This window comes from Bacillus ndiopicus (genome assembly GCF_000612805.1).
GTDB lineage: Bacteria > Bacillota > Bacilli > Bacillales_A > Planococcaceae > Metasolibacillus > Metasolibacillus ndiopicus.
In genome coordinates this window covers 755,625-774,478 of sequence record NZ_HG964403.1, presented here as the reverse complement: position 1 = coordinate 774,478, position 18,854 = coordinate 755,625, and the positions used below count along the sequence as shown (strand labels likewise).

General features: G+C 37.6%; 17 protein-coding genes. All 17 read right to left on the bottom strand.

Annotated features, from left to right (window positions below):
* Positions 1-685: 685 nt before the first annotated feature.
* A complete protein-coding gene (ftsZ, locus tag TY13_RS03450; RefSeq protein WP_042471711.1) occupies positions 686-1,822 on the bottom strand; it encodes a cell division protein FtsZ in 1,137 nt (378 codons plus the stop codon).
* A gap of 41 nt (positions 1,823-1,863) precedes the next feature.
* A complete protein-coding gene (ftsA, locus tag TY13_RS03445) occupies positions 1,864-3,156 on the bottom strand; it encodes a cell division protein FtsA (RefSeq protein WP_042471710.1) in 1,293 nt (430 codons plus the stop codon).
* Between the two features lie 353 nt (positions 3,157-3,509).
* Positions 3,510-3,872: a small basic family protein gene (locus tag TY13_RS03440; protein WP_042471706.1), complete on the bottom strand. Its 363-nt coding sequence runs from the start codon at positions 3,870-3,872 to the stop codon at positions 3,510-3,512.
* A gap of 3 nt (positions 3,873-3,875) precedes the next feature.
* The gene (locus TY13_RS03435; protein WP_042471704.1) at positions 3,876-4,595 is read right to left on the bottom strand and encodes a DUF881 domain-containing protein; all 720 of its coding nucleotides are present in this window, start codon (positions 4,593-4,595) and stop codon (positions 3,876-3,878) included.
* Between the two features lie 13 nt (positions 4,596-4,608).
* Complete coding sequence (locus TY13_RS03430; RefSeq protein ID WP_042471701.1) at positions 4,609-5,337, bottom strand: DUF881 domain-containing protein; 729 nt, start codon at positions 5,335-5,337, stop codon at positions 4,609-4,611.
* A complete protein-coding gene (locus TY13_RS03425; protein WP_042471697.1) occupies positions 5,315-6,136 on the bottom strand; it encodes a cell division protein FtsQ/DivIB in 822 nt (273 codons plus the stop codon). Before TY13_RS03425 ends, TY13_RS03430 begins: the two co-directional genes overlap by 23 nt.
* Positions 6,133-7,233 carry a putative lipid II flippase FtsW gene (gene ftsW / locus TY13_RS03420; RefSeq protein ID WP_042471695.1) on the bottom strand — a complete coding sequence of 367 codons (1,101 nt, stop codon included), beginning with the start codon at positions 7,231-7,233 and terminating at the stop codon, positions 6,133-6,135. Before ftsW ends, TY13_RS03425 begins: the two co-directional genes overlap by 4 nt.
* Before the next feature lie 18 nt (positions 7,234-7,251).
* Positions 7,252-8,604, bottom strand: coding sequence for a UDP-N-acetylmuramoyl-L-alanine--D-glutamate ligase (murD, locus tag TY13_RS03415; RefSeq protein ID WP_042471691.1), 1,353 nt, complete (start codon positions 8,602-8,604; stop codon positions 7,252-7,254).
* Positions 8,601-9,575 (bottom strand): phospho-N-acetylmuramoyl-pentapeptide-transferase, encoded by a 975-nt coding sequence (gene mraY / locus TY13_RS03410; RefSeq protein WP_042471688.1) that lies wholly within the window; start codon positions 9,573-9,575, stop codon positions 8,601-8,603. Before mraY ends, murD begins: the two co-directional genes overlap by 4 nt.
* Before the next feature lie 21 nt (positions 9,576-9,596).
* Entirely contained in the window at positions 9,597-11,525 is a 1,929-nt protein-coding gene (locus TY13_RS03405; RefSeq protein WP_042471685.1) for a peptidoglycan D,D-transpeptidase FtsI family protein, read from the bottom strand.
* Between the two features lie 74 nt (positions 11,526-11,599).
* Positions 11,600-13,753, bottom strand: a complete 2,154-nt coding sequence (locus tag TY13_RS03400) for a penicillin-binding protein (RefSeq protein WP_456061797.1) — start codon at positions 13,751-13,753, stop codon at positions 11,600-11,602.
* A 65-nt stretch (positions 13,754-13,818) separates the two neighbouring features.
* A complete protein-coding gene (gene ftsL / locus TY13_RS03395) occupies positions 13,819-14,205 on the bottom strand; it encodes a cell division protein FtsL (protein WP_042471683.1) in 387 nt (128 codons plus the stop codon).
* 15 nt (positions 14,206-14,220) lie between these two features.
* On the bottom strand, positions 14,221-15,159 hold the full coding sequence (gene rsmH / locus TY13_RS03390; RefSeq protein ID WP_042471681.1) for a 16S rRNA (cytosine(1402)-N(4))-methyltransferase RsmH: 939 nt from the start codon (positions 15,157-15,159) through the stop codon (positions 14,221-14,223).
* A 21-nt stretch (positions 15,160-15,180) separates the two neighbouring features.
* Positions 15,181-15,612, bottom strand: coding sequence for a division/cell wall cluster transcriptional repressor MraZ (gene mraZ, locus TY13_RS03385; RefSeq protein ID WP_042471679.1), 432 nt, complete (start codon positions 15,610-15,612; stop codon positions 15,181-15,183).
* A 176-nt stretch (positions 15,613-15,788) separates the two neighbouring features.
* On the bottom strand, positions 15,789-17,405 hold the full coding sequence (gene bshC, locus TY13_RS03380; RefSeq protein WP_042471675.1) for a bacillithiol biosynthesis cysteine-adding enzyme BshC: 1,617 nt from the start codon (positions 17,403-17,405) through the stop codon (positions 15,789-15,791).
* Between the two features lie 115 nt (positions 17,406-17,520).
* Positions 17,521-17,910, bottom strand: coding sequence for a DUF3397 domain-containing protein (locus tag TY13_RS03375; protein ID WP_042471673.1), 390 nt, complete (start codon positions 17,908-17,910; stop codon positions 17,521-17,523).
* Positions 17,907-18,809: a ketopantoate reductase family protein gene (locus tag TY13_RS03370; protein WP_042471670.1), complete on the bottom strand. Its 903-nt coding sequence runs from the start codon at positions 18,807-18,809 to the stop codon at positions 17,907-17,909. The genes TY13_RS03375 and TY13_RS03370 overlap by 4 nt, the downstream gene beginning before the upstream one ends.
* Positions 18,810-18,854: the final 45 nt, after the last annotated feature.

Sequence of the window (18,854 nt, the reverse complement as noted above, 5' to 3'; positions counted from 1 at the left end):
TTCCGTTACGATTGGCTCGCTTTCCACGGGGCATAGCTCCAACTAATTATTTTCGGCGGGGGCCGAAAATAATGGATTTTCCGCTATGCCTTTTCCCGTTGGAGTCGAGCCATCTTCACTCCAATCAACTGGAGACAGCCTGATAACAAGTGTCTTAACCAAAAAACACGCACATAAAGAATATTATTTTTACTATGTCCTATTTGAAGAAGATTCTTTGATTCATCGTTAAAATTACATATAGCCCACTTTTTGCTGAAGGGAGTAAGCTCTCTATATAGATTGTTCCACAATACAAGGTTTGATTTATTCTGAATCTTAAAATGAAATAGGTACATTGCTATTATTTTTATGTATCCGCTATTGAATAATGTGTTTTTGGCTATTTCATTGGATAAAAACTTTTTCTAGTTGATTGGAATGGTGAGCGTCCCGCAATTACTCGTCGCAAAAGTACAGCCTGTTAATACGGGATAAATGGTGAAACAAACTGTTACTTATCTAAATTAACTTCAAGTTGCATTGTTAAGCCACAACAATGGCTTCTACGCTGGTTTTTCAATTTTAAAATGGATAAGTAAGGCTAAGGATTTTGACTTTCTGGAGCCTCTTATTAGCTCTAATTAAAGTCAAAAACTAAGGGTGTTAGGAAAGATTTTATCTTTTCTAACACCCTCAGAAATTATTATCCTCGATTTCTACGATTACGTAAAAATGTTGGAATATCTAGTGTATCTTCTTGTTGATAATTTTGTGTTTGACGTGGTGCTTCTTGTTGCACAGGCTCTTGACGAGACGACTGCTGTTGTGCAGGAGCTTGTTGACGTACTCCCATGCTAGGTCGCATGTTTTGACGCTGCGCTAATATATCATCTGAGAAGCCAGTTGCAATAACAGTTACAATAATCTCGTCATCTAAGTTATCATTAATAACCGAACCGAAAATCATATTTACTTCTTCATCTGATGCAGAAGCTACAATATCAGCTGCTTCCTGTACTTCAAATAAGCTTAAGTTTGTACCGCCAGTAATATTCATAATAACGCCCTTCGCACCATCGATTGATGTTTCAAGAAGCGGACTTGAAATTGCTTTTTTTGCAGCCTCTGTTGCGCGATTTTCACCAGAAGCGATACCAATACCCATTAATGCTGACCCTTTATCAGACATAATCGTTTTTACATCGGCAAAGTCTAAGTTAATTAAACCAGGTGTTGCAATTAAATCAGAAATACCTTGTACACCTTGACGCAATACATTGTCTGCTTCACGGAATGCCTCTAACATAGGCGTTGATTTATCAACAATTTGCAATAGCTTATCGTTAGGGATAACGATTAAAGTGTCAACAGCTTCTTTCATTGAGCCAATTCCACCTATTGCCTGTGTTTGGCGTTTACGACCTTCAAATGAAAATGGACGTGTTACAACACCTACTGTTAATGCACCTAAATCACGTGCAATTTGAGCAATAACTGGAGCTGCTCCCGTACCAGTACCGCCACCCATACCAGCAGTAACAAACACCATGTCTGCACCACGTAGTACTTCTTCTATTTGCTCACGGCTTTCTTCAGCTGCCTTTTTCCCTACTTCTGGATTTGCACCTGCTCCTAAGCCGCGTGTAAGCTTTCCACCAATCTGTAATTTATGTTCAGCCTTTGATAGATTTAAAGCTTGAGAATCTGTATTCACTGCAATAAAATCTACACCTTGCACACCGTGTTCAATCATACGATTAACAGCATTGTTACCGCCGCCACCTACACCAATTACTTTGATGACAGCAAGCTGATCATTACTTGTATCAAATTCTAACATTATTTCTCCTCCCACTTCACTCGACTTTTATCCTAAGCTCACTATTCAAAAAACTTATTAAAGATATTTTTCGCTCTATCAATAACGCTTACTTTATTACTATTATCTGTATATTCTACTTGCTGAGATTGCTTTTTAGTAGGAGTCGACTGTGCCGTTGCGGCAATATATGGTGATACATCTGTTACAGAACTTCTTCCGTAGAATTTATCATCCGCATATGCATAACTAATTAATCCTACCGATGTTGTAAACGCTGAATCACGTACGCCGATATAATCTGGCACAAATACACGTACACGCGTCTGCATCACTTCCCGCGCAAGCTGTGCAAGCCCCTCGAGCTGTGCTACTCCACCAGTAATCACAATACCTCCCGGTAAATCACGCACACCTAAACGTGCTAATTCATCCAGCACAAGCTCAAACATTTCTTCTAGACGAACACCGATAATTTCAGCAATATAGCGTTGATTATATTGGTCTGTTGTATCCGTTCCTACAACAGGTACTTCAAATAATTCGTCATCTGAAGCATCATCATAAAAGGCATGTCCAAATTGTCTTTTTATTTTTTCGGCTTGTTCAGTTGGTGTTTTAAGAACAATTGATAAATCTTTTGTAATATGCTCTCCACCTACTGGGATAACTCCTGTATGCTTTAATAAGCCTTCTTCAAATACAGCAATAGTTGTTGACCCTCCGCCTAAATCGATATAAGCAGTGCCTTGATTTTTTTCATCTTCTGTCAGAGCAAAATAGCCTGCTGCTAAAGGCTGTAAATAAATTTCTCGAATTTGTAAACCAGCTCGCTCTACACAACGTAACACGTTATGTAATAAAGTTTTTGAAGTCGTAATCATCGTTGCATCCATTTCTAAACGAATGCCAATCATACCGCGCGGATCTTTAATTTCATCAAGATTATCCACAATAAATTGCTTAGGTATTAAGTTAACTAACTCACGTTCTGGTGGGATAGACATAACTTGGGCAGATTCGATGACGCGCTCTAAATCATCATCGCCAATTTCACGATTCTCACTGTTTACAGCAACAACACCTTTTACCGGTTGTAAAAATGTTTGATTTGCTGGTACTCCCAGTATTACATCGTGTATTTTAATGCCTGTCATTCTTTCAGCTTGCTCAACTGCTTTTTTTATTGATTGAACTGTTGCATCAATATCAACAATGGCGCCTTTACGAATTCCAGTCGATTTTACGTGACCGACACCAATTACATGTAATTGTTGCTCACTCATTTCACCTATTAGCACTTTAATAGAGGATGATCCAATATCCAGCGAAATATAAATATCTTGTTGACTCAACTCGCTGCACCTCCTTCTAATACTCCTAATGTTCATTCTATTGCAATTTTTCGCTGTTGTCTAAGCTTATTCGCTTTTGTAACGAAATTTTAATGAGTTTCATCTTCATACAGTACAATATTCCCATCTCTCTAAATGATTAGATGAATGATTTTTTAGTATTTGGTTTCACAAGTGACTAAATACTCACTGAATGAAGATAGACTTGCTGCGTTTATTACAGATTTTTAAAAGAAAATTGCACGACGCAGGTCGGTTAACCGTTGATATGTGTAGTCACGGTTTTAGGTTGATTTTTCCCTCTAACTAGTCTGAAAAAATCTAGACTTAAATTAGCAGAGGTGTAATTAATATTACTTTTCTTGCTTTTTTGTTTTTCTTTCATCAAGCTTTGTTAATAAAATACGTCGAATTACTGCTATATTTTGAAATAGTCGAACGCCAAATGCAAAAATTGCCGCTAAATATAAATCGACACCAATATGGACACCTAAAAAGGCAAGTCCTGCTGCAAGTGCGATGTTAAAGAAAAATCCTGAGATAAATACTTTATCATCATATACTTCTTGCAATTTTGCACGTATACCACCAAACATTGTATCAAGCGCAGCTAATACTGCAATTGATAAATAATTTTCATATACTGCTGGAATTTGAATATCCGTTAATAGACCTAGCGCAATACCTAAAATCAGTCCTAAAAGTGGCAGCCACATATTCTAATCCCCTTTATTTGCCTCACTCAAATAGCTGCTTGTTATTTGAGTTGCTGTATTTTTAATTTCAATAGAGCTTTCTACATCATTGACGACGAGCTCTAAATTATCAATGTAAAACTCGTCCATTAATGAAGAGGAAAGTAAATAATTATATAATTTTTGCGCTAGTTCTTCAGATGGCATAATAATTTTAATTTCTACATCTGCTTTACTTATCGGTACGCTATTAATTGTAGTCACACTATTAATATCTCGAATAGCTGAAGTGTGCAGCAGACGTTGTCCACCAATTTCAACATATTGACCACCATTGCGGTATATATCATTGACTAAACGAAATAATAGCTCTGGTGATATTGCTTCTATCTTATAGCCATACTCAATTAATTCTTGAGCAGGCTTAATCGTTAATGTTAAACCTGGACCAGTGACAGGCAATAAACCTATTTGACGATGTAAATCAGTAATTGTTTCCTGTAATACGAGCTCTGGATTACTTGATTCAGCATCCTCATACTTACTAACAACTTCATTTAACGATTGAATACTTGTTAATAATTCGGAATGCCGCTTTTTCTCCTCAGATAGTGCTTGCCGAATTTCCCAAATATCTCGCGTATCTCGCTCTTGCGGATTTTGCATCGTATTATACTGCACAGCGAGCATAAAGCCGATGATTAGAGAAATAAGTGTAATATGCAGATTTTTATTATTTTTCATCTATCCTCCCCCCTCAACTTTCTGCCGTATTGGAAGGCATAGAAATTAAATTGCTTTTTTCAAAAGTAACATTGATACGCTCATTTAATAGTTGATCAAAAACTCCTCCTGGAATTTCCAAAGATGAAACTAGTGTATCTGGTTCTCCAATAGCCTCAATCACAAATGGTGCCGGCGATTGTTTTCCATCAATTGTAATAACTGGACCGTTACAACTTATATAGGAATTTGTTTTGAGGCGTTGGCCATTAATTGTAATCGCCTCTGCACCTGCAATTTTTAGCTCTGTCAGCACTTTAAAAATATGGCTTTCATGTACAATATAGTCATTCGGATTCGTTGAATTCGGATCATATTCACCGTCTGCTAACGTTAGACGAATACCTTGTCCCTGACCTGCAATATCGCCGAGTAAAAGGCGTAAACGTTCAGCCTCAGCTACTAAATCCTCATGTTGTTCTGCATTTGAAGTTAGCTCTTTTTCATATTTGCGAATTGTTTGCTGTAAATGATTAAGCTCGTCCGCCAACTCTTTATTACGCTCTTGTTGTGTAATTAGTTCCTCACGGTATGTTTCCTGTTGTTGCAAATAAATCGGCGAACGTGAGCTTAGTTTTTTATTATCCTTCGTCAAATTATAAGAAATACCGATGATAAAACCGATCATAATAGAGACGATAAGCATAATAAAATATTTACGTTGAAACAAGGATGGTCTGTTATTCCTCTGATTGTTCTTCATTTTGCTCCACTCCTTGTTGCCCGTCCTCTGCTTCCTCTACTTGTTTATATTCTTTCAAATAAGAGCGGTAGTATTCTCCTACTTCGATATCAATAATGCCTTTTTCATAGCCTTCTGTCTTTTCAATCCATGCTACAAATGATGGATAGTGATTAAGCTTACTAGCAAATGTTGTTATTTCCGCACGTACTTCATAGCCATCATTCATAAATAATGTCACAGCGTAAGGGTCTGTACTTGTTGGAGTCGCCTTTATTTGCGAAATCATCGCTAGCACTTCTTTATTAAGCTTTGCCAGCTCCTTCAATAAGCGTTTCCGTACTTTTTCATTATCAAATTCAAGGAAAATTGGTGCGTCAATTGGTACTAGTTGATCCTGTAACGGTAAAATTACGCCGTTTTCTAGCATCGGATAAAAATTATTGTCCTTTGCTATATAAGCTACCTTGCTCCATTCTTCAATTTGAATTGAAACAGTCGTTAGCCATTTACGCTTTACGGTGGCAGCCTTGACCCAATCTTGCTGCAATATACGCGCCTCAATATCCTCTTCTTTGAATCCCCACATTGATTCTCCTACATTCAATCCTGATTGCTCTTGATAAAATGTAGCATCTCCAATGCTTCCTCCAGTCACGTCAATCGTTTTAATATCACTATAAGGTGATTGGAAATAAAGGAGTAAAAATAATATTACACCGAAAATTGTTGTTAATAAGATAAATTTAATATTCGAGCGACGCCTGCGCTTCGCTCGGAGTGTAGGTATGCGCTCTTCTATATCAATTACTTTTTTCAATTTTTACTCCTCCTTCCTGTTGTATTCGTTATTTTAATTATAAGAGCAACCGTTAACCAAATGACGATAAGTGAAGTTCCGCCGTAGCTAATAAACGGTAAAGTTACCCCCGTTACGGGCAGCAAGCCAATAACTACTCCTATGTTTAAAGATGTTTGTAAAACAAGCATCGTCGTTAAAGCACTAATCATGTAAAATTGCTCCAAGCTATATGCTCTAATTGATAGCGCATAGCCACTATAAAATAAAATAGCAAACAAAATTAATAAAACTAACCCGCCAACAAACCCCATCTCCTCTAATATAATAGAGAAAATAAAATCATTTTGCGGCTCCGGTAAGTATAAATACTTTTGACGACTTTGCAAAAATCCGTGACCAAATAATCCGGCTGGACCAATAGCCATTAAAGATTGTACGGCCTGAAAGCCACTTCCAAGCGAATCAGACCACGGATCCAAAAATGACTGGATGCGCTTTAAGCGATATGGGGCAGAAATTATAAGTCCTGTTAAACCTGCTACACCCGCAAACATTAAAAAAATATATAGTTTAATAGGATACTTTGCGATAAAAAGCAAAATAAAGGCTGTGACGACTAAAATAAACACAGAACCAAAATCAGGCTGGAGCATAATCAAGAGAGCTGGTAAAAATACGATAACAAAATGCTCTAACTTAACGACCCTTTCAAAGGATTTAACTTTCGCCAATCGAGTACTTAAATACAATAATGTCGTAATTTTTACAAGCTCTGCTGGTTGAATTGTTAATGGACCGATTCCTATCCAACTACGAGAGCCATTACGCCAAATACCAATGCCTGGTATTAATACGATAATTAGCAGTGCCAAAGAAAACAAATAGAGCATTAAGAGCTTTTTTTCTGTTAGCTCTGGACCTTTTATAATGGCAAAAAAAACAATACATGCAATAACAAAATAAATAATTTGCCTTATATAAAAAGGCGTTTGTCCTTCATAATGAACTGAGCTCCAATAAGTACTGGCAGAGTATACAAACACAACTCCAATAACCGTTAACATCAATGCACAAAAAACAAATAGCTTTTGATAATGGTGCGTCAGTAAGGGCATCCTTTCTTTTAGGACTTTTTAAGTTAGTTTTATCACAGCATCAATAAATAAATCGCCACGGATTTCAAAGCTAGCATATTGATCCCAGCTTGCACAAGCTGGAGACAGTAACATAACGTCTCCTGCTGTAACAAGTTTGGCAGCGTACATAACCGCATCCTCTACATTTGTTGCAGCAATAGTTTGTTCAATTCCGCATGATTTCGCAAAATCGATAAAACGTGCTCCTGTTTCTCCAAATGCAACAACCGCCTTTACATTCCCCATCACTTCACGCAATTCTTCAAAAGAATGCCCACGATCTAAGCCACCAGCTAGCAGGACAATCGGTTGTGTAAATGCTGCAAGTGCACTTTTCGTAGCAAGGCAATTCGTCGCTTTTGAATCATTATAAATCTGCACACCTTTCCAATTGCGGACAAACTGTGTGCGATGCTTCACTCCTGTAAATGTAGCTAAAATATCCTTAATGGCATCAACTGAGCATTCCATTAACAAAGCAGCAGCTACAGCACATAAAATATTTTGTAAGTTATGCTCACCAGGTAGCACGATGCTAGAGCGATCTAATAAATGCTCACCTTTCCAATAAATAGCCACCGCATCGGCACTAATCCCTTCGGCTGTCTTTCCAGTTGTCGTAAAAGGGATCTTTTGTGCTTTCGACTTCGTTGCATATTGCTGTACGAGCGGTTGATCAGCATTGTAAATAAAATAATCTTGCTGATCTTGGTTGCGTGTTACAGCAAATTTTGCATCTGCATATTCCTCAAACGAGCTATGATAATCTAAATGCGCTTCATAAATGTTCGTTAAAATAGCAATACGCGGTTTAAATGTGCGTGTCCCCATTAATTGAAAACTGGAAAGCTCAGTTACCAATACTTGCTCCTTCGTTGCCTCAGCAGCAACGCTACATGCGACTGTTCCGATATTACCAGCAATTAATGGCTGCTTCTGTCCATGCTCAAGTATTTTGAATAATAATGTCGTCGTTGTAGTTTTGCCATTGGACCCTGTAATTCCAATAAAAGGTGCCTCACTTACTAAATATGCAAGTTCCATTTCTGTAATGACTGGTAATTGTCGATTAATTGCATCAGCTACAATTGGGTTACTGTATGGAATACCTGGATTTTTCACAATTAATTCAAAACCTTCATCAAGTAAATCTTCTGGATGGCGTCCACAAATTACTGTAATCCCCTTTGCTAAAAGGCTTTGTGCCTCTGGATTTGCATCAAATGGCCTCGCATCGTTTACTGTGACAAATGCGCCAAGTTCATGTAACAGCTCGGCAGCAGCAACGCCACTTTTTGCAAGGCCTAATACAAGCACTTTTTTATATTGCAATCCTGTGTATTGAATCATAATAACGCCTCCATCATTACTGCGATTAATGCAACAACTAATCCTGTAGACCAAAATACTAATACAATCTTCCATTCTGACCATCCAGATAATTCAAAATGGTGATGAATAGGACTCATTTTAAAGATACGTTTTTTACGTAATTTAAAGCTACCTACTTGCAAAATAACAGATGATGTTTCAATTACGAATACTAAACCAATTAACAAAAGTAAAAGCTCTGCCTTCACTAAAATTGAAAACATTGCAAGAGCCCCACCAAGCGCAAGTGAGCCTGTATCCCCCATAAATACCTTTGCTGGATTGATATTGAAAACTAAAAACCCTAACAATGCTCCTGTAATTGCGAATGCAACTAAGGCTATATCAGCCTGCTCATTAAATAAAGCAATAACTCCGAAGGCTGCAAAGGCAATTGAAGCTGTTCCAGCAACAAGACCATCTAAACCATCAGTTAAATTCACTGCATTTGAGAAGCCTACAAGCCAAAATATTAAAAAGGCTATATAAAATAAACCAAAATCAATTGAGAAGTCTGTGAATGGAATTTCAACAACTGTATCAAATGTCCCTAATCGTAATAGCATAAACGCTGCGATAGAAATAATAATTTGACCAATTAACTTTTGTAATGATGTCAAACCTAAATTACGCTTGAAAATAACTTTAATTCCATCATCTAGAAAGCCAATAACACCAAAGCCAACTAATACAAGTAACAGCACTACTGTATGCGTCGTAAATAAGTTAAACATATTTCCTGTAACCAATGTAGTAGCAATAATTGCCAACAGGAAAATAATACCACCCATCGTTGGTGTACCCGCTTTTTTCATATGGGATTTTGGACCTTCTTCGCGAATGCTTTGACCAAATTTTAATCGTCTTAATATTGGAATAGCAATAGGTGCTAAAATAACAGTTACTACGAATGCTATTACTAAGATGGTCAATGTTGTTGCAAGTTTCATGTTAAATCTCCTTTAAATTCATCAATCTTCATGTTTTTTTTCTGTTAAATATAAATGCAATGTCCCTTGCTGCATGAGTTTACTACCCGCAGCAGGCATTTGTTCAGAGACAATCGTTCCTTCACCATGCCATTCAATTGTCAATGGATAGTGTTGCTGAACTACTTCATCGACAGTTTGCCCGACAAAATCAGCTACCTCTACCATAATAGGATCTGTCCAAACAGTTACTTTCTCAATTTGTTCTTGCGATTTTTCAATGCCAACAATCGGTGCAACATCTTCTATAATTTGCCCAACAATAGGCGCTGCAATAAGTCCACCGAATTGTAAATGATTTTTAGGATTATCAATTGCTACATAAACGATAATTTCTGGCTTATCTGCTGGTGCAAAGCCTATAAATGATACTATATAATCGCCATCTTTATATCGTCCATTTTCTACCTTTTGTGCTGTTCCTGTTTTTCCACCTATGCGCAATCCTTCACGAAATGCTTGTTTACCAGAACCTTTTGCAACAACTGACTCTAATGCATGACGTACTTGCGCAGATGTTTGTTCGCTAATTACTTGACGTTTTGCTTCTGGCTTATTCTCTACAACAACTTCTCCATCGTCTGCGACAATACGTGAAACAACATATGGTGTATACAAAGTACCGCCATTAATTGCGGCTGCAACTGCCTGCATTTGTTGAATTGGTGTCACAGAAATCCCTTGCCCAAATGATGTTGTCGCATGCTCAACAGGTCCAAATGCCTTTTCTGAGAATAAAATACCACTTGCCTCACCAGCTATATTCGAGCCAGTTTTTTGTCCAAAGCCAAAATCTTTAATATATCGTAGCAATTTTTGTGAACCAACACGCTGTCCTAGCTCAATAAAGCCCGGGTTACAAGAGTTTTCAACAACCTCTAAAAACGTTTCATCTTTATGTCCTTCACGTTTCCAACAACGTAAACGCGCACCTTCAACCATTGTAAAACCTGGGTCATAAAAATGATCATGTTCAAGGTTAACAACACCTTCTTCTAAAGCGGCGCTTAACGTAATAATTTTAAATGTTGAACCAGGCTCATATGTCATAAAGACTGGCAAATTACGATTATAAATTGTTGAATCAACATTTTTAAAATTTGTTGGGTCATATGTTGGGAAGGAAGACAGGGCTAAAATTTCACCGGTGTTCGGATTCATTGCGATACCAATTGCCTGATCCGCATCATAGCGTTGCATTGCCTGAGCTAATTCTCTTTCCATTACTTGCTGTATCGTTAAATCAATGGTAAGTTGAACAGTCGCACCTGCTTCGCCCTCTTTCCATTCATCATCGACATGTGCCATTTCAATGTTTTTAGCATCTGTAAATAAACGAATTGCAGCATTATTGCCAGTAAGTATTTTATTATATTCATATTCAACACCAGCTAAACCTTGGTTATCATAACCAGTGAAACCTAAAAATCTTGATAATAAGGAGCCGTATGGATAATGCCGGATATAGTCTACTCCACTATAAACACCTTTAATGCGCAAAGCTTGTATCGCTTCAACCTGCTCCTCAGTAATATTTTTACCTTCTGGCGCAAGCTTCACTAAGTAAGCATGCTTTTGCATTTTTTTAAGTAGCTCCGCTTCATCCGCTTTTAAAATAGGTGCCAGTTGCCTAGCAGCTAGTGCTATATCGTCACTTTGCTTTGGGATAAAATAAAGTGTCGGTGCTAATTTATTCGTGACGATAATCTCATTTTCCCGATCAACAATATTCCCACGCTCTGTTACAAAAGGTATTTCTCGATCCCAGTTTGCCTTCGCTAGCTCCGTTAAATGCTCGTGTTGAATAATTTGTACATATACTAACCGAGCAATAATCGCCAGTCCATATAAGAAAAAGGCATAAATAATTAATTTCAATCGCTTCTTGGAAAGCAGTGAAATCCACTTCATTCGACACACTCCGTTTTTAACAAAGTATGTATAGAAGTGGACTTCTATTCAGCTTTCCAGCAATTACGCCTCTACTAATCTTGTGGCAACTGTTCCCCCTCTTCATCCGTTTCCTCCACTTCTGGTGCAAAGGATTCCTCAGGTGTCTTCAGCTTTACAACAATCGGCGCGGTATCTTGAATTGGTGTATTTTCTGATACACTTTGACTATCTACATAGCCTTCTCCAACAATTTCAATTGGCAATCCAGATAAGGCTTTATAAATTAAGACATTGCGTAACGACCAACCAATAAATGATGGCAACGTAACTGCTCCATCTGTCTTTAAAAAGACGATACTTCCTTGTGTCACTTCTAAATCTTTTGCTGGATATTGCTCAACAATTTGCCCACCTTCACCAATGATGATTGGCGTTAACCCTTTATTTATCAGCTCTACTTGAACATTTTCAGCTGGCTTTTTAGTATAATCGGCTAATTTTGTCATTTGAACCTCTGCCGTTTCCTCAGGGTTAATATTAAAATATTTCAAGCTATTTTCCATTACTGTTTTAAATACAGTTGAAGTCGGTTCTGAACCACCCTCAGTGTCAGCTAGCTTTGGTTTTTTTACTGCAATATACATAATAAGCTGTGGGTCATCAACTGGAGCCATTCCTAAAAATGAATACAGGTAATTATTTTTCCCTGAGTAATAGCCTCCGCCTTGCTCTCGAGCAATTTGTGCAGTTCCTGTTTTCCCTGCAACCTCATAGCCCTCTAATGCAAAGCGTTGTGCTGTCCCATTCTTGCTCGTTACAGTCGTTGCAAGAATTTCTCGTACTTGCTTTGCTGTTTCAGCTGAAACAGGCTGATTCTTTACGATAGGCTCATCATCTAATATTATTTTTCCTGTACTTGGATCAACAATTTTATCAATTACATATGGCTGCATCATTTTACCGTCATTCGCAATTGCAGTCATAGCTTGAATAAGCTGCATTGGTGTTACGGTGGACCCTTGACCAAATGCTGTGGTTACTTTATTAACTGGATACCTAGATAGCAATGTACCTGTCACTTCGCCAGGCAAATCAATACCTGTTTTCTGACCAAAGCCAAATCGATCTAAATAGTCATAAAAAGTCTCTGCCCCCATAATTGATAGCATATGTGCCATTCCTGTATTAGAGGAACGTTGGATGCCTTCTAAATAACTAATCTTTCCCCAACCAACTCCGTTATTATGGTCTCTAATTATACGATCGTGAACTACATATTGCCCTGACTGGAATTTCGCATTTGGATGCCAGTTATCCGAGTCAATCGCCGCCGCTAACGTAAAAGTTTTCATCGTTGAACCTGGCTCGATTACATTTTCTATTGTTTCATTCAGCCAGTTGCTTTCTAAGCCAATACGGTCTGCTGGATCAAAGGTAGGTCTTTGTGACATGGCTAAAATCTCACCTGTTTTCGGATCTGCCACTACAGCAGTCATGGATTCAGGGTTATATTGCTTATCAACTTGCGTCATCGCTTCTTCTAAAAAGTTTTGAATTGTTTTATCAATTGTTAAATAGATTTCAGCACCATCTTTTGCAGGTTGAATCATTTTTTCACTGTTCGGCAATAAGTAGCCTTTAATATCGCTATCATACGAGATGGAACCAGGTGTCCCTGTCAATTGATCATTATAAGTATATTCCAGCCCCATTTTACCGACTGTTTTCAACTTATCATCCTTTTGCTTTTCTTCTACAGCAAAGCCAATTAAATGTGATGCAAATGGACCATTCGGATAATATCGTTTTGTGTCCTCTATAAAAATAATACCTGGCAACTGCTCTTTTTCGATTGCCACTTTCGTATCGTAACTAATTTTGCGTCCTGCAGCCCCGAACTCAACTTGATAGGGTGTTCTTCCATCGTCCAACTTTCTCGTCAAAATTTGATAAATATCTTGCTCATCCATTTCTAGATATTGTGCTAACACTTTTGCTGTTTTTTGAGGGTCAGCAACATGTAACGGTTTTTTTGATTTTCCTGTCGCTGATTCATTAACAACTGCCACAAGCTTATATGCTAATATATCTTCCGCAATAACATTTTCATTGCGATCTAAAATACGTCCTCTATTTGCCGCAAGTGGTACTTCTCGCGCATATTTAGCTGCCGCCTCAGCCGCGAGTGAATAACCGTTTACTTCATTAGCCGTTTGCAAATGGACGATGCGCCAAAATAATAGCAAAAAGAGCCCTCCGTATATTAAAAACATCAGGAAGGCTCCTTTTTGGAAACGAAATGTACTTTTTTTCATTCTCCCGGCACTACCTTTACATTTTTCTCATTAAGAGTTAAACCGAGTTCTTGTGCTTTTTTCAAAATACGTTCATAAGCCGACAACTCACTAACCTGCACATTTAAGCCTACATTTTGATTTGCAATTTGAGATACTTCTTTTTCTACTTGCTGTATTTCCATACTTGTCGTTTGGATTTTACTTTGTGTATGTAGGATTGCAACTGCCATTATTGCTACAATAATCAGGAATAAAATATATAATAATTTTTCACGTTTAGAAATTAATCCTTTACTTTTCCTGTAGCTCGACTTTTTGCTAGGTTGCTTTTCTGGTTGCTGTGGTTGTGGTGATATTACTGGCTGCTGTATATACGGTTGTTGCCTTACGCGTACTGCCATCGTCATCCACTTCCTTTATTTATTAATTTTTTCAGCGATGCGTAGCTTCGCTGAACGTGAACGGTTATTAGCCTCTAACTCTTCTTCCGTAGGTACAATTGGCTTTTTCGTAATTAATTTTAGCTTCGGCTTCATATCATCCGGAATTATTGGTAAGCCAGGTGGTAATTCTGGTAATGAAGAAGCTTCTTTAAATATTGTTTTACAAAGGCGATCCTCCAATGAATGGAACGTAATAACGCTAACTCTCCCACCAATCGCTAATAGTTCAATCGCATCAACGATAGAATCCTCTGCTACTCCAAGCTCATCATTCACAGCAATGCGAATAGCTTGAAATACTCGCTTCGCAGGGTGCCCCCCTGTGCGTCGTGCAGCAGCAGGAATACCTTCTTTAATTAATTCCACTAATTGCCCTGTTGTTTCAATCGGGGCATTTTTTCGTGCTGCTTCAATTTTGCGTGCAATTTGCTTTGAAAACTTCTCTTCACCATAACGGAAGAAAATCCTCACTAAATCCTCGTATGACCATTCATTCACTACATGGAATGCTGTTAATTCTGCTGTTTGGTCCATGCGCATATCGAGTGGTGCATCATGATGGTAACTAAAACCTCTCTCTGGTGTATCCAGTTGTGGGGAAGATACACCTAAGTCGTATAAAATTCCATCTACTTGCTGAATGTTTAGTGCATATAGCTCGTCCTTTAAATATCTAAAATTCGAGTGGACAAATGTTACACGATCTAAATAGTTAGCTAATCGAATTTTTGCATTTTCTATTGCTGTCGTATCTTGGTCAAAGCAAATAAGCTTTCCGTTTGGAGACAGTTGCTGTACGAGGTATTCACTGTGTCCAGCGCCACCTAATGTGCAGTCCACATATACCCCATCTGGATTGATGTTCAACCCATCAACCGTCTCCTTCAATAATACAGTTGTATGATTGAACATATTCTTTACTCCTTTAGTGCTTTAAAAATCAAAGCCTATCATATTTTCTGCTATTTCGTTAAATGATGCTTCTGATTCATCATAGTATGTGTCCCAAGCTTCCTTCGCCCAAATCTCTATCCTGCTTGATACACCTAATACAACACACTCTTTTTCGAGATTTGCATATTGGATTAATGTAGCTGGAATATTTATGCGACCTTGCTTATCTAACTCAACTTCCGTTGCACCCGAAAAGAAGAAGCGCGCAAATGCACGTGCATCCTTTTTCGTCATCGGTAAGTTTTTTAATTTTTCTTCAAGCTTTCGCCATTCATCCATAGGGTATCCAAAAATACAGTTGTCCAATCCACGTGTAATAACGAACGTTTCTCCTAGTGATTCTCGAAATTTCGAAGGTACTATGAGACGTCCTTTTACATCAACGGAATGCACGTATTCCCCCATGAACATGCTACTCACCCCACTTTACTAATAAATGTACCACAAGCCCCCACTTTTCACCACCAATTCCTCACATTTCTTCTGTTATAATAAGAAATTACGCAAATAGACCTTACTATAAAAAAGGAGACTGATAATATATGCACACAAAAAAGCTATTTCTCAATAGAAATAGCCTTTTTATATCAAAGCGTTATGCAATTATGTTGGTCAGAAGGGACTAAATATAGTTCAATAAGACTATCAATCAACGTTGGTCCATATAGGTTTAAATACTGATACGGATTAAACAAACGTTCTTGCAAATTATTGTTAGGGAAAAGCTCTGCTATGATTAAATTGAACTGCTTTATTTTAACATCATGCTTACGTAATACCTCTTGCTCTATTTTTGACGTTAAATAATCAAACTGCATACAATGATATTGTTTATTTTTCAAAATTACATTACGTAAATCTAGCTGCTCACCATGCAAATGCTTTTCAAGCTCTTCATATTGCGCAATTAATTGTTGCTGCATTTGAGCAATTTTTTCTTTAGCTTGCTCATCCTGCACCTCTTCGATAAAGCGATTTTTTAATTGCTCTGCATGCCCTCTTGTTACATCTTGCACAGTTAAATCATTTTGTGCTAGTAACGGTTGTACTGTACGAGGAACTAACGTAATATTTAACCTTGGGGCGAAAATAGGCATTTGTAAATTCAATAAAGAAAATGCTGGTTTCAATGTTGCCCAATACGCCAATTCACCAGGTCCGCCAACAAAGGCTAAGACAGGGATTGTCATTTCTTGCATTAATGGACGTGTAACAACGTTATTGCTTAATTTCTCAGGCGTTTGTCGTGCAATTTCTAGCAGCTGCTCTTTTGTCAGCTTAATATGACCAAGCGCATTCGTATAATAGTTATCTTTGCGCTCTAATAAAAAGCGCTCGCCATCCTGTACAAAAAATAAATTTGCATTATTCACCGTTGCCTCAATTGGCTTGCCGTAACCTGCCTGATTGAAAGCCTCCTCCTGCGCTACAACCACTTGTGCAATCTCTTCATTGCGCTCTATTAATCTCACAAAAAAGTTTGCTTCATATTGACGGAATGCAGGAAACGCCGCATCTAACATAAGCAAACCATGCTTTGCAAACAGCTCGTTCATTAGTGCTGTGAAGAAGTCTGTAAACGTTTTGCTAGCATGTAAATGCATTAATACGTTATGTAGTAAATCTTTTGTATATTGCGTTTCTCCAAAATCCGCAAAAACAGTACGTACAAACTGCTCCATCTCTTCTTTGTTTATAGCTGTTGTAGAAGCCATTGTTTTGCGCTTTGAGCGTTCTTTATAAACACGCTTCTTTAAGCTAGCATCAACCGTTGTATACGTATGATTAATTTCTTCAATATCATGGTCTTCACCAGCAATCCAAAATAACGGAACAACCTGCTTTCCAAGCTTTTCACGCTGCTGCTTTGCAAGCAAAATAACCGAAATTGCCTTGTGCATCGAATACATCGGTCCTGTTAATAAACCAGCTTGTTGCCCCCCTACTATAACATAAGCACCAGCCGCCAGTTCTTTTAAATGATGTTCACTTGCCTCTGATAAACCGAATGGTGCCATATACGACCGAACGATGTTACTTAATTGTGTTGTATCATATGTTTTTGTAGATAGATATTGAGCACGCTCTTGAAAGGCATCTTCATTATATGCATAATCAAAGAAACTCTGTATATCAGACTGCCTATCCCAATAATGTGTCATTATTTTATTTTGTACTGGTAAAACGTTTTGTTCCAGTTTCATTATGAAAACCCTCTCTATCCCTTACTAACTTTTAAAATAATATGTCTATTGTTATTTTCAACATTTTAACTTATTCCATTGTAAACGTTATGTAGCATTTCGAAAAAGAATTTGCTTACACTGAGACATATTCAAGTACATTTAAAGTTAAACCAGCAATGCAAATGAAAAAATAACTAACGCTCAATAATATGAAATAAACACGCCATATCTTTTTGAGCAATTGCGGTACAGCAATTTCTTTTTTTGTTCGCCAATCAATATATGTAAACGTAATGGCTATAAAAATAGCAATTATAATAAGCGGAATCACAATCGAAATATCCCAAATACTTGCGACAGCCATTGGAACTGAAAAAAACAGTAATAATGTTGCAACATCAGCAGCAAAGCCAAATGCTTTTGAATTACTTAAACGAAATTTCCGACATATAAAGTAAGTGATAACAAGTGCAACTAAAGGGCAAATAATAATTACCGTTATTAAAAAAGCTAAAAACTTCACATTTTTTCACCGCTCTCCTCTATCGCTAATAATAAATAGTATAACACGCTGAGCGTTGGCACATCTGCCCCCATTTTTTGTGCTTTTTTTATAATTGCTCCAACTATCGTTTCAATTTCTGATTTTCGCCCAGCTTGCCTATCCGCTAGCATAGAAGAAATATTATTAGCAGTTCGCTGACATAAATTATAGACAGATTGAAACGGAAATTTTTGCTGCATTTGAGGAAATGCCTGCATTAATTCTTTATATAACTGCTGTAATAAATGATATGCATGCTCATTATGAATTAATTGTCCATTTCTCACTTGCAAAAGCGCAGTTAGCGGGTTAACAAAGCAATTAAGCAGCGCTTTTTCCAATAGCATTTGTTCAGCGTCTTCTTGCCACTCTATGAAGAATTCCTCTTTACTAGCAGCTTCAAAAATATTAATAATGGCATCATTACCTCGCCCGATAGCTAGCTTCAAAACACCTATGCCGCGATGATAAACAGTTGTTTCACCAGCTTTCTCAGCTCCAAATTGTGCTGATCCAAATGCTATATCCTGATGCTTTAGTGCTAATGCTTGCTCATAATGTAGCAAGCCATTTTGCATAAATAATAGTGGAACATTTCGTATTGCTGCTAATGTCGGGAAAAGAGATTGCAAAGCATCATATTTCGTCGCAACAATAACCATTGCCTCTTCTTCTATATGTATTTGTTGCTCCGTCATCGAAGTAACATTAAATTTTTGTTGCTGTCCATCTATATTATAGCGTGTAATGCCATGCTTACGAATTTCTTCTGCATGCTCCTCACGTCTTGTTACTACTGTTACAGGATAGTTTGCCTCACTTAAAAAACTCGCCATTAATAAACCTACTGCTCCAGCACCAATTATATAGATACGCACTATTCACTCACCTCGTTGTATATAATCTTCAGATTTTATTTCCTT

What these genes read in the sequence shown, in the direction of transcription:
- ftsZ (WP_042471711.1), bottom strand. Translation starts at nt 1,822, where the DNA reads ATGTTAGAATTTGATACAAGTAATGATCAGCTTGCTGTCATCAAAGTA.
- TY13_RS03440 (WP_042471706.1), bottom strand. Translation starts at nt 3,872, where the DNA reads ATGTGGCTGCCACTTTTAGGACTGATTTTAGGTATTGCGCTAGGTCTA.
- TY13_RS03435 (WP_042471704.1), bottom strand. Translation starts at nt 4,595, where the DNA reads ATGAAAAATAATAAAAATCTGCATATTACACTTATTTCTCTAATCATC.
- TY13_RS03430 (WP_042471701.1), bottom strand. Translation starts at nt 5,337, where the DNA reads ATGAAGAACAATCAGAGGAATAACAGACCATCCTTGTTTCAACGTAAA.
- ftsW (WP_042471695.1), bottom strand. Translation starts at nt 7,233, where the DNA reads ATGCCCTTACTGACGCACCATTATCAAAAGCTATTTGTTTTTTGTGCA.
- murD (WP_042471691.1), bottom strand. Translation starts at nt 8,604, where the DNA reads ATGATTCAATACACAGGATTGCAATATAAAAAAGTGCTTGTATTAGGC.
- mraY (WP_042471688.1), bottom strand. Translation starts at nt 9,575, where the DNA reads ATGAAACTTGCAACAACATTGACCATCTTAGTAATAGCATTCGTAGTA.
- TY13_RS03405 (WP_042471685.1), bottom strand. Translation starts at nt 11,525, where the DNA reads ATGAAGTGGATTTCACTGCTTTCCAAGAAGCGATTGAAATTAATTATT.
- ftsL (WP_042471683.1), bottom strand. Translation starts at nt 14,205, where the DNA reads ATGGCAGTACGCGTAAGGCAACAACCGTATATACAGCAGCCAGTAATA.
- rsmH (WP_042471681.1), bottom strand. Translation starts at nt 15,159, where the DNA reads ATGTTCAATCATACAACTGTATTATTGAAGGAGACGGTTGATGGGTTG.
- mraZ (WP_042471679.1), bottom strand. Translation starts at nt 15,612, where the DNA reads ATGTTCATGGGGGAATACGTGCATTCCGTTGATGTAAAAGGACGTCTC.
- bshC (WP_042471675.1), bottom strand. Translation starts at nt 17,405, where the DNA reads ATGAAACTGGAACAAAACGTTTTACCAGTACAAAATAAAATAATGACA.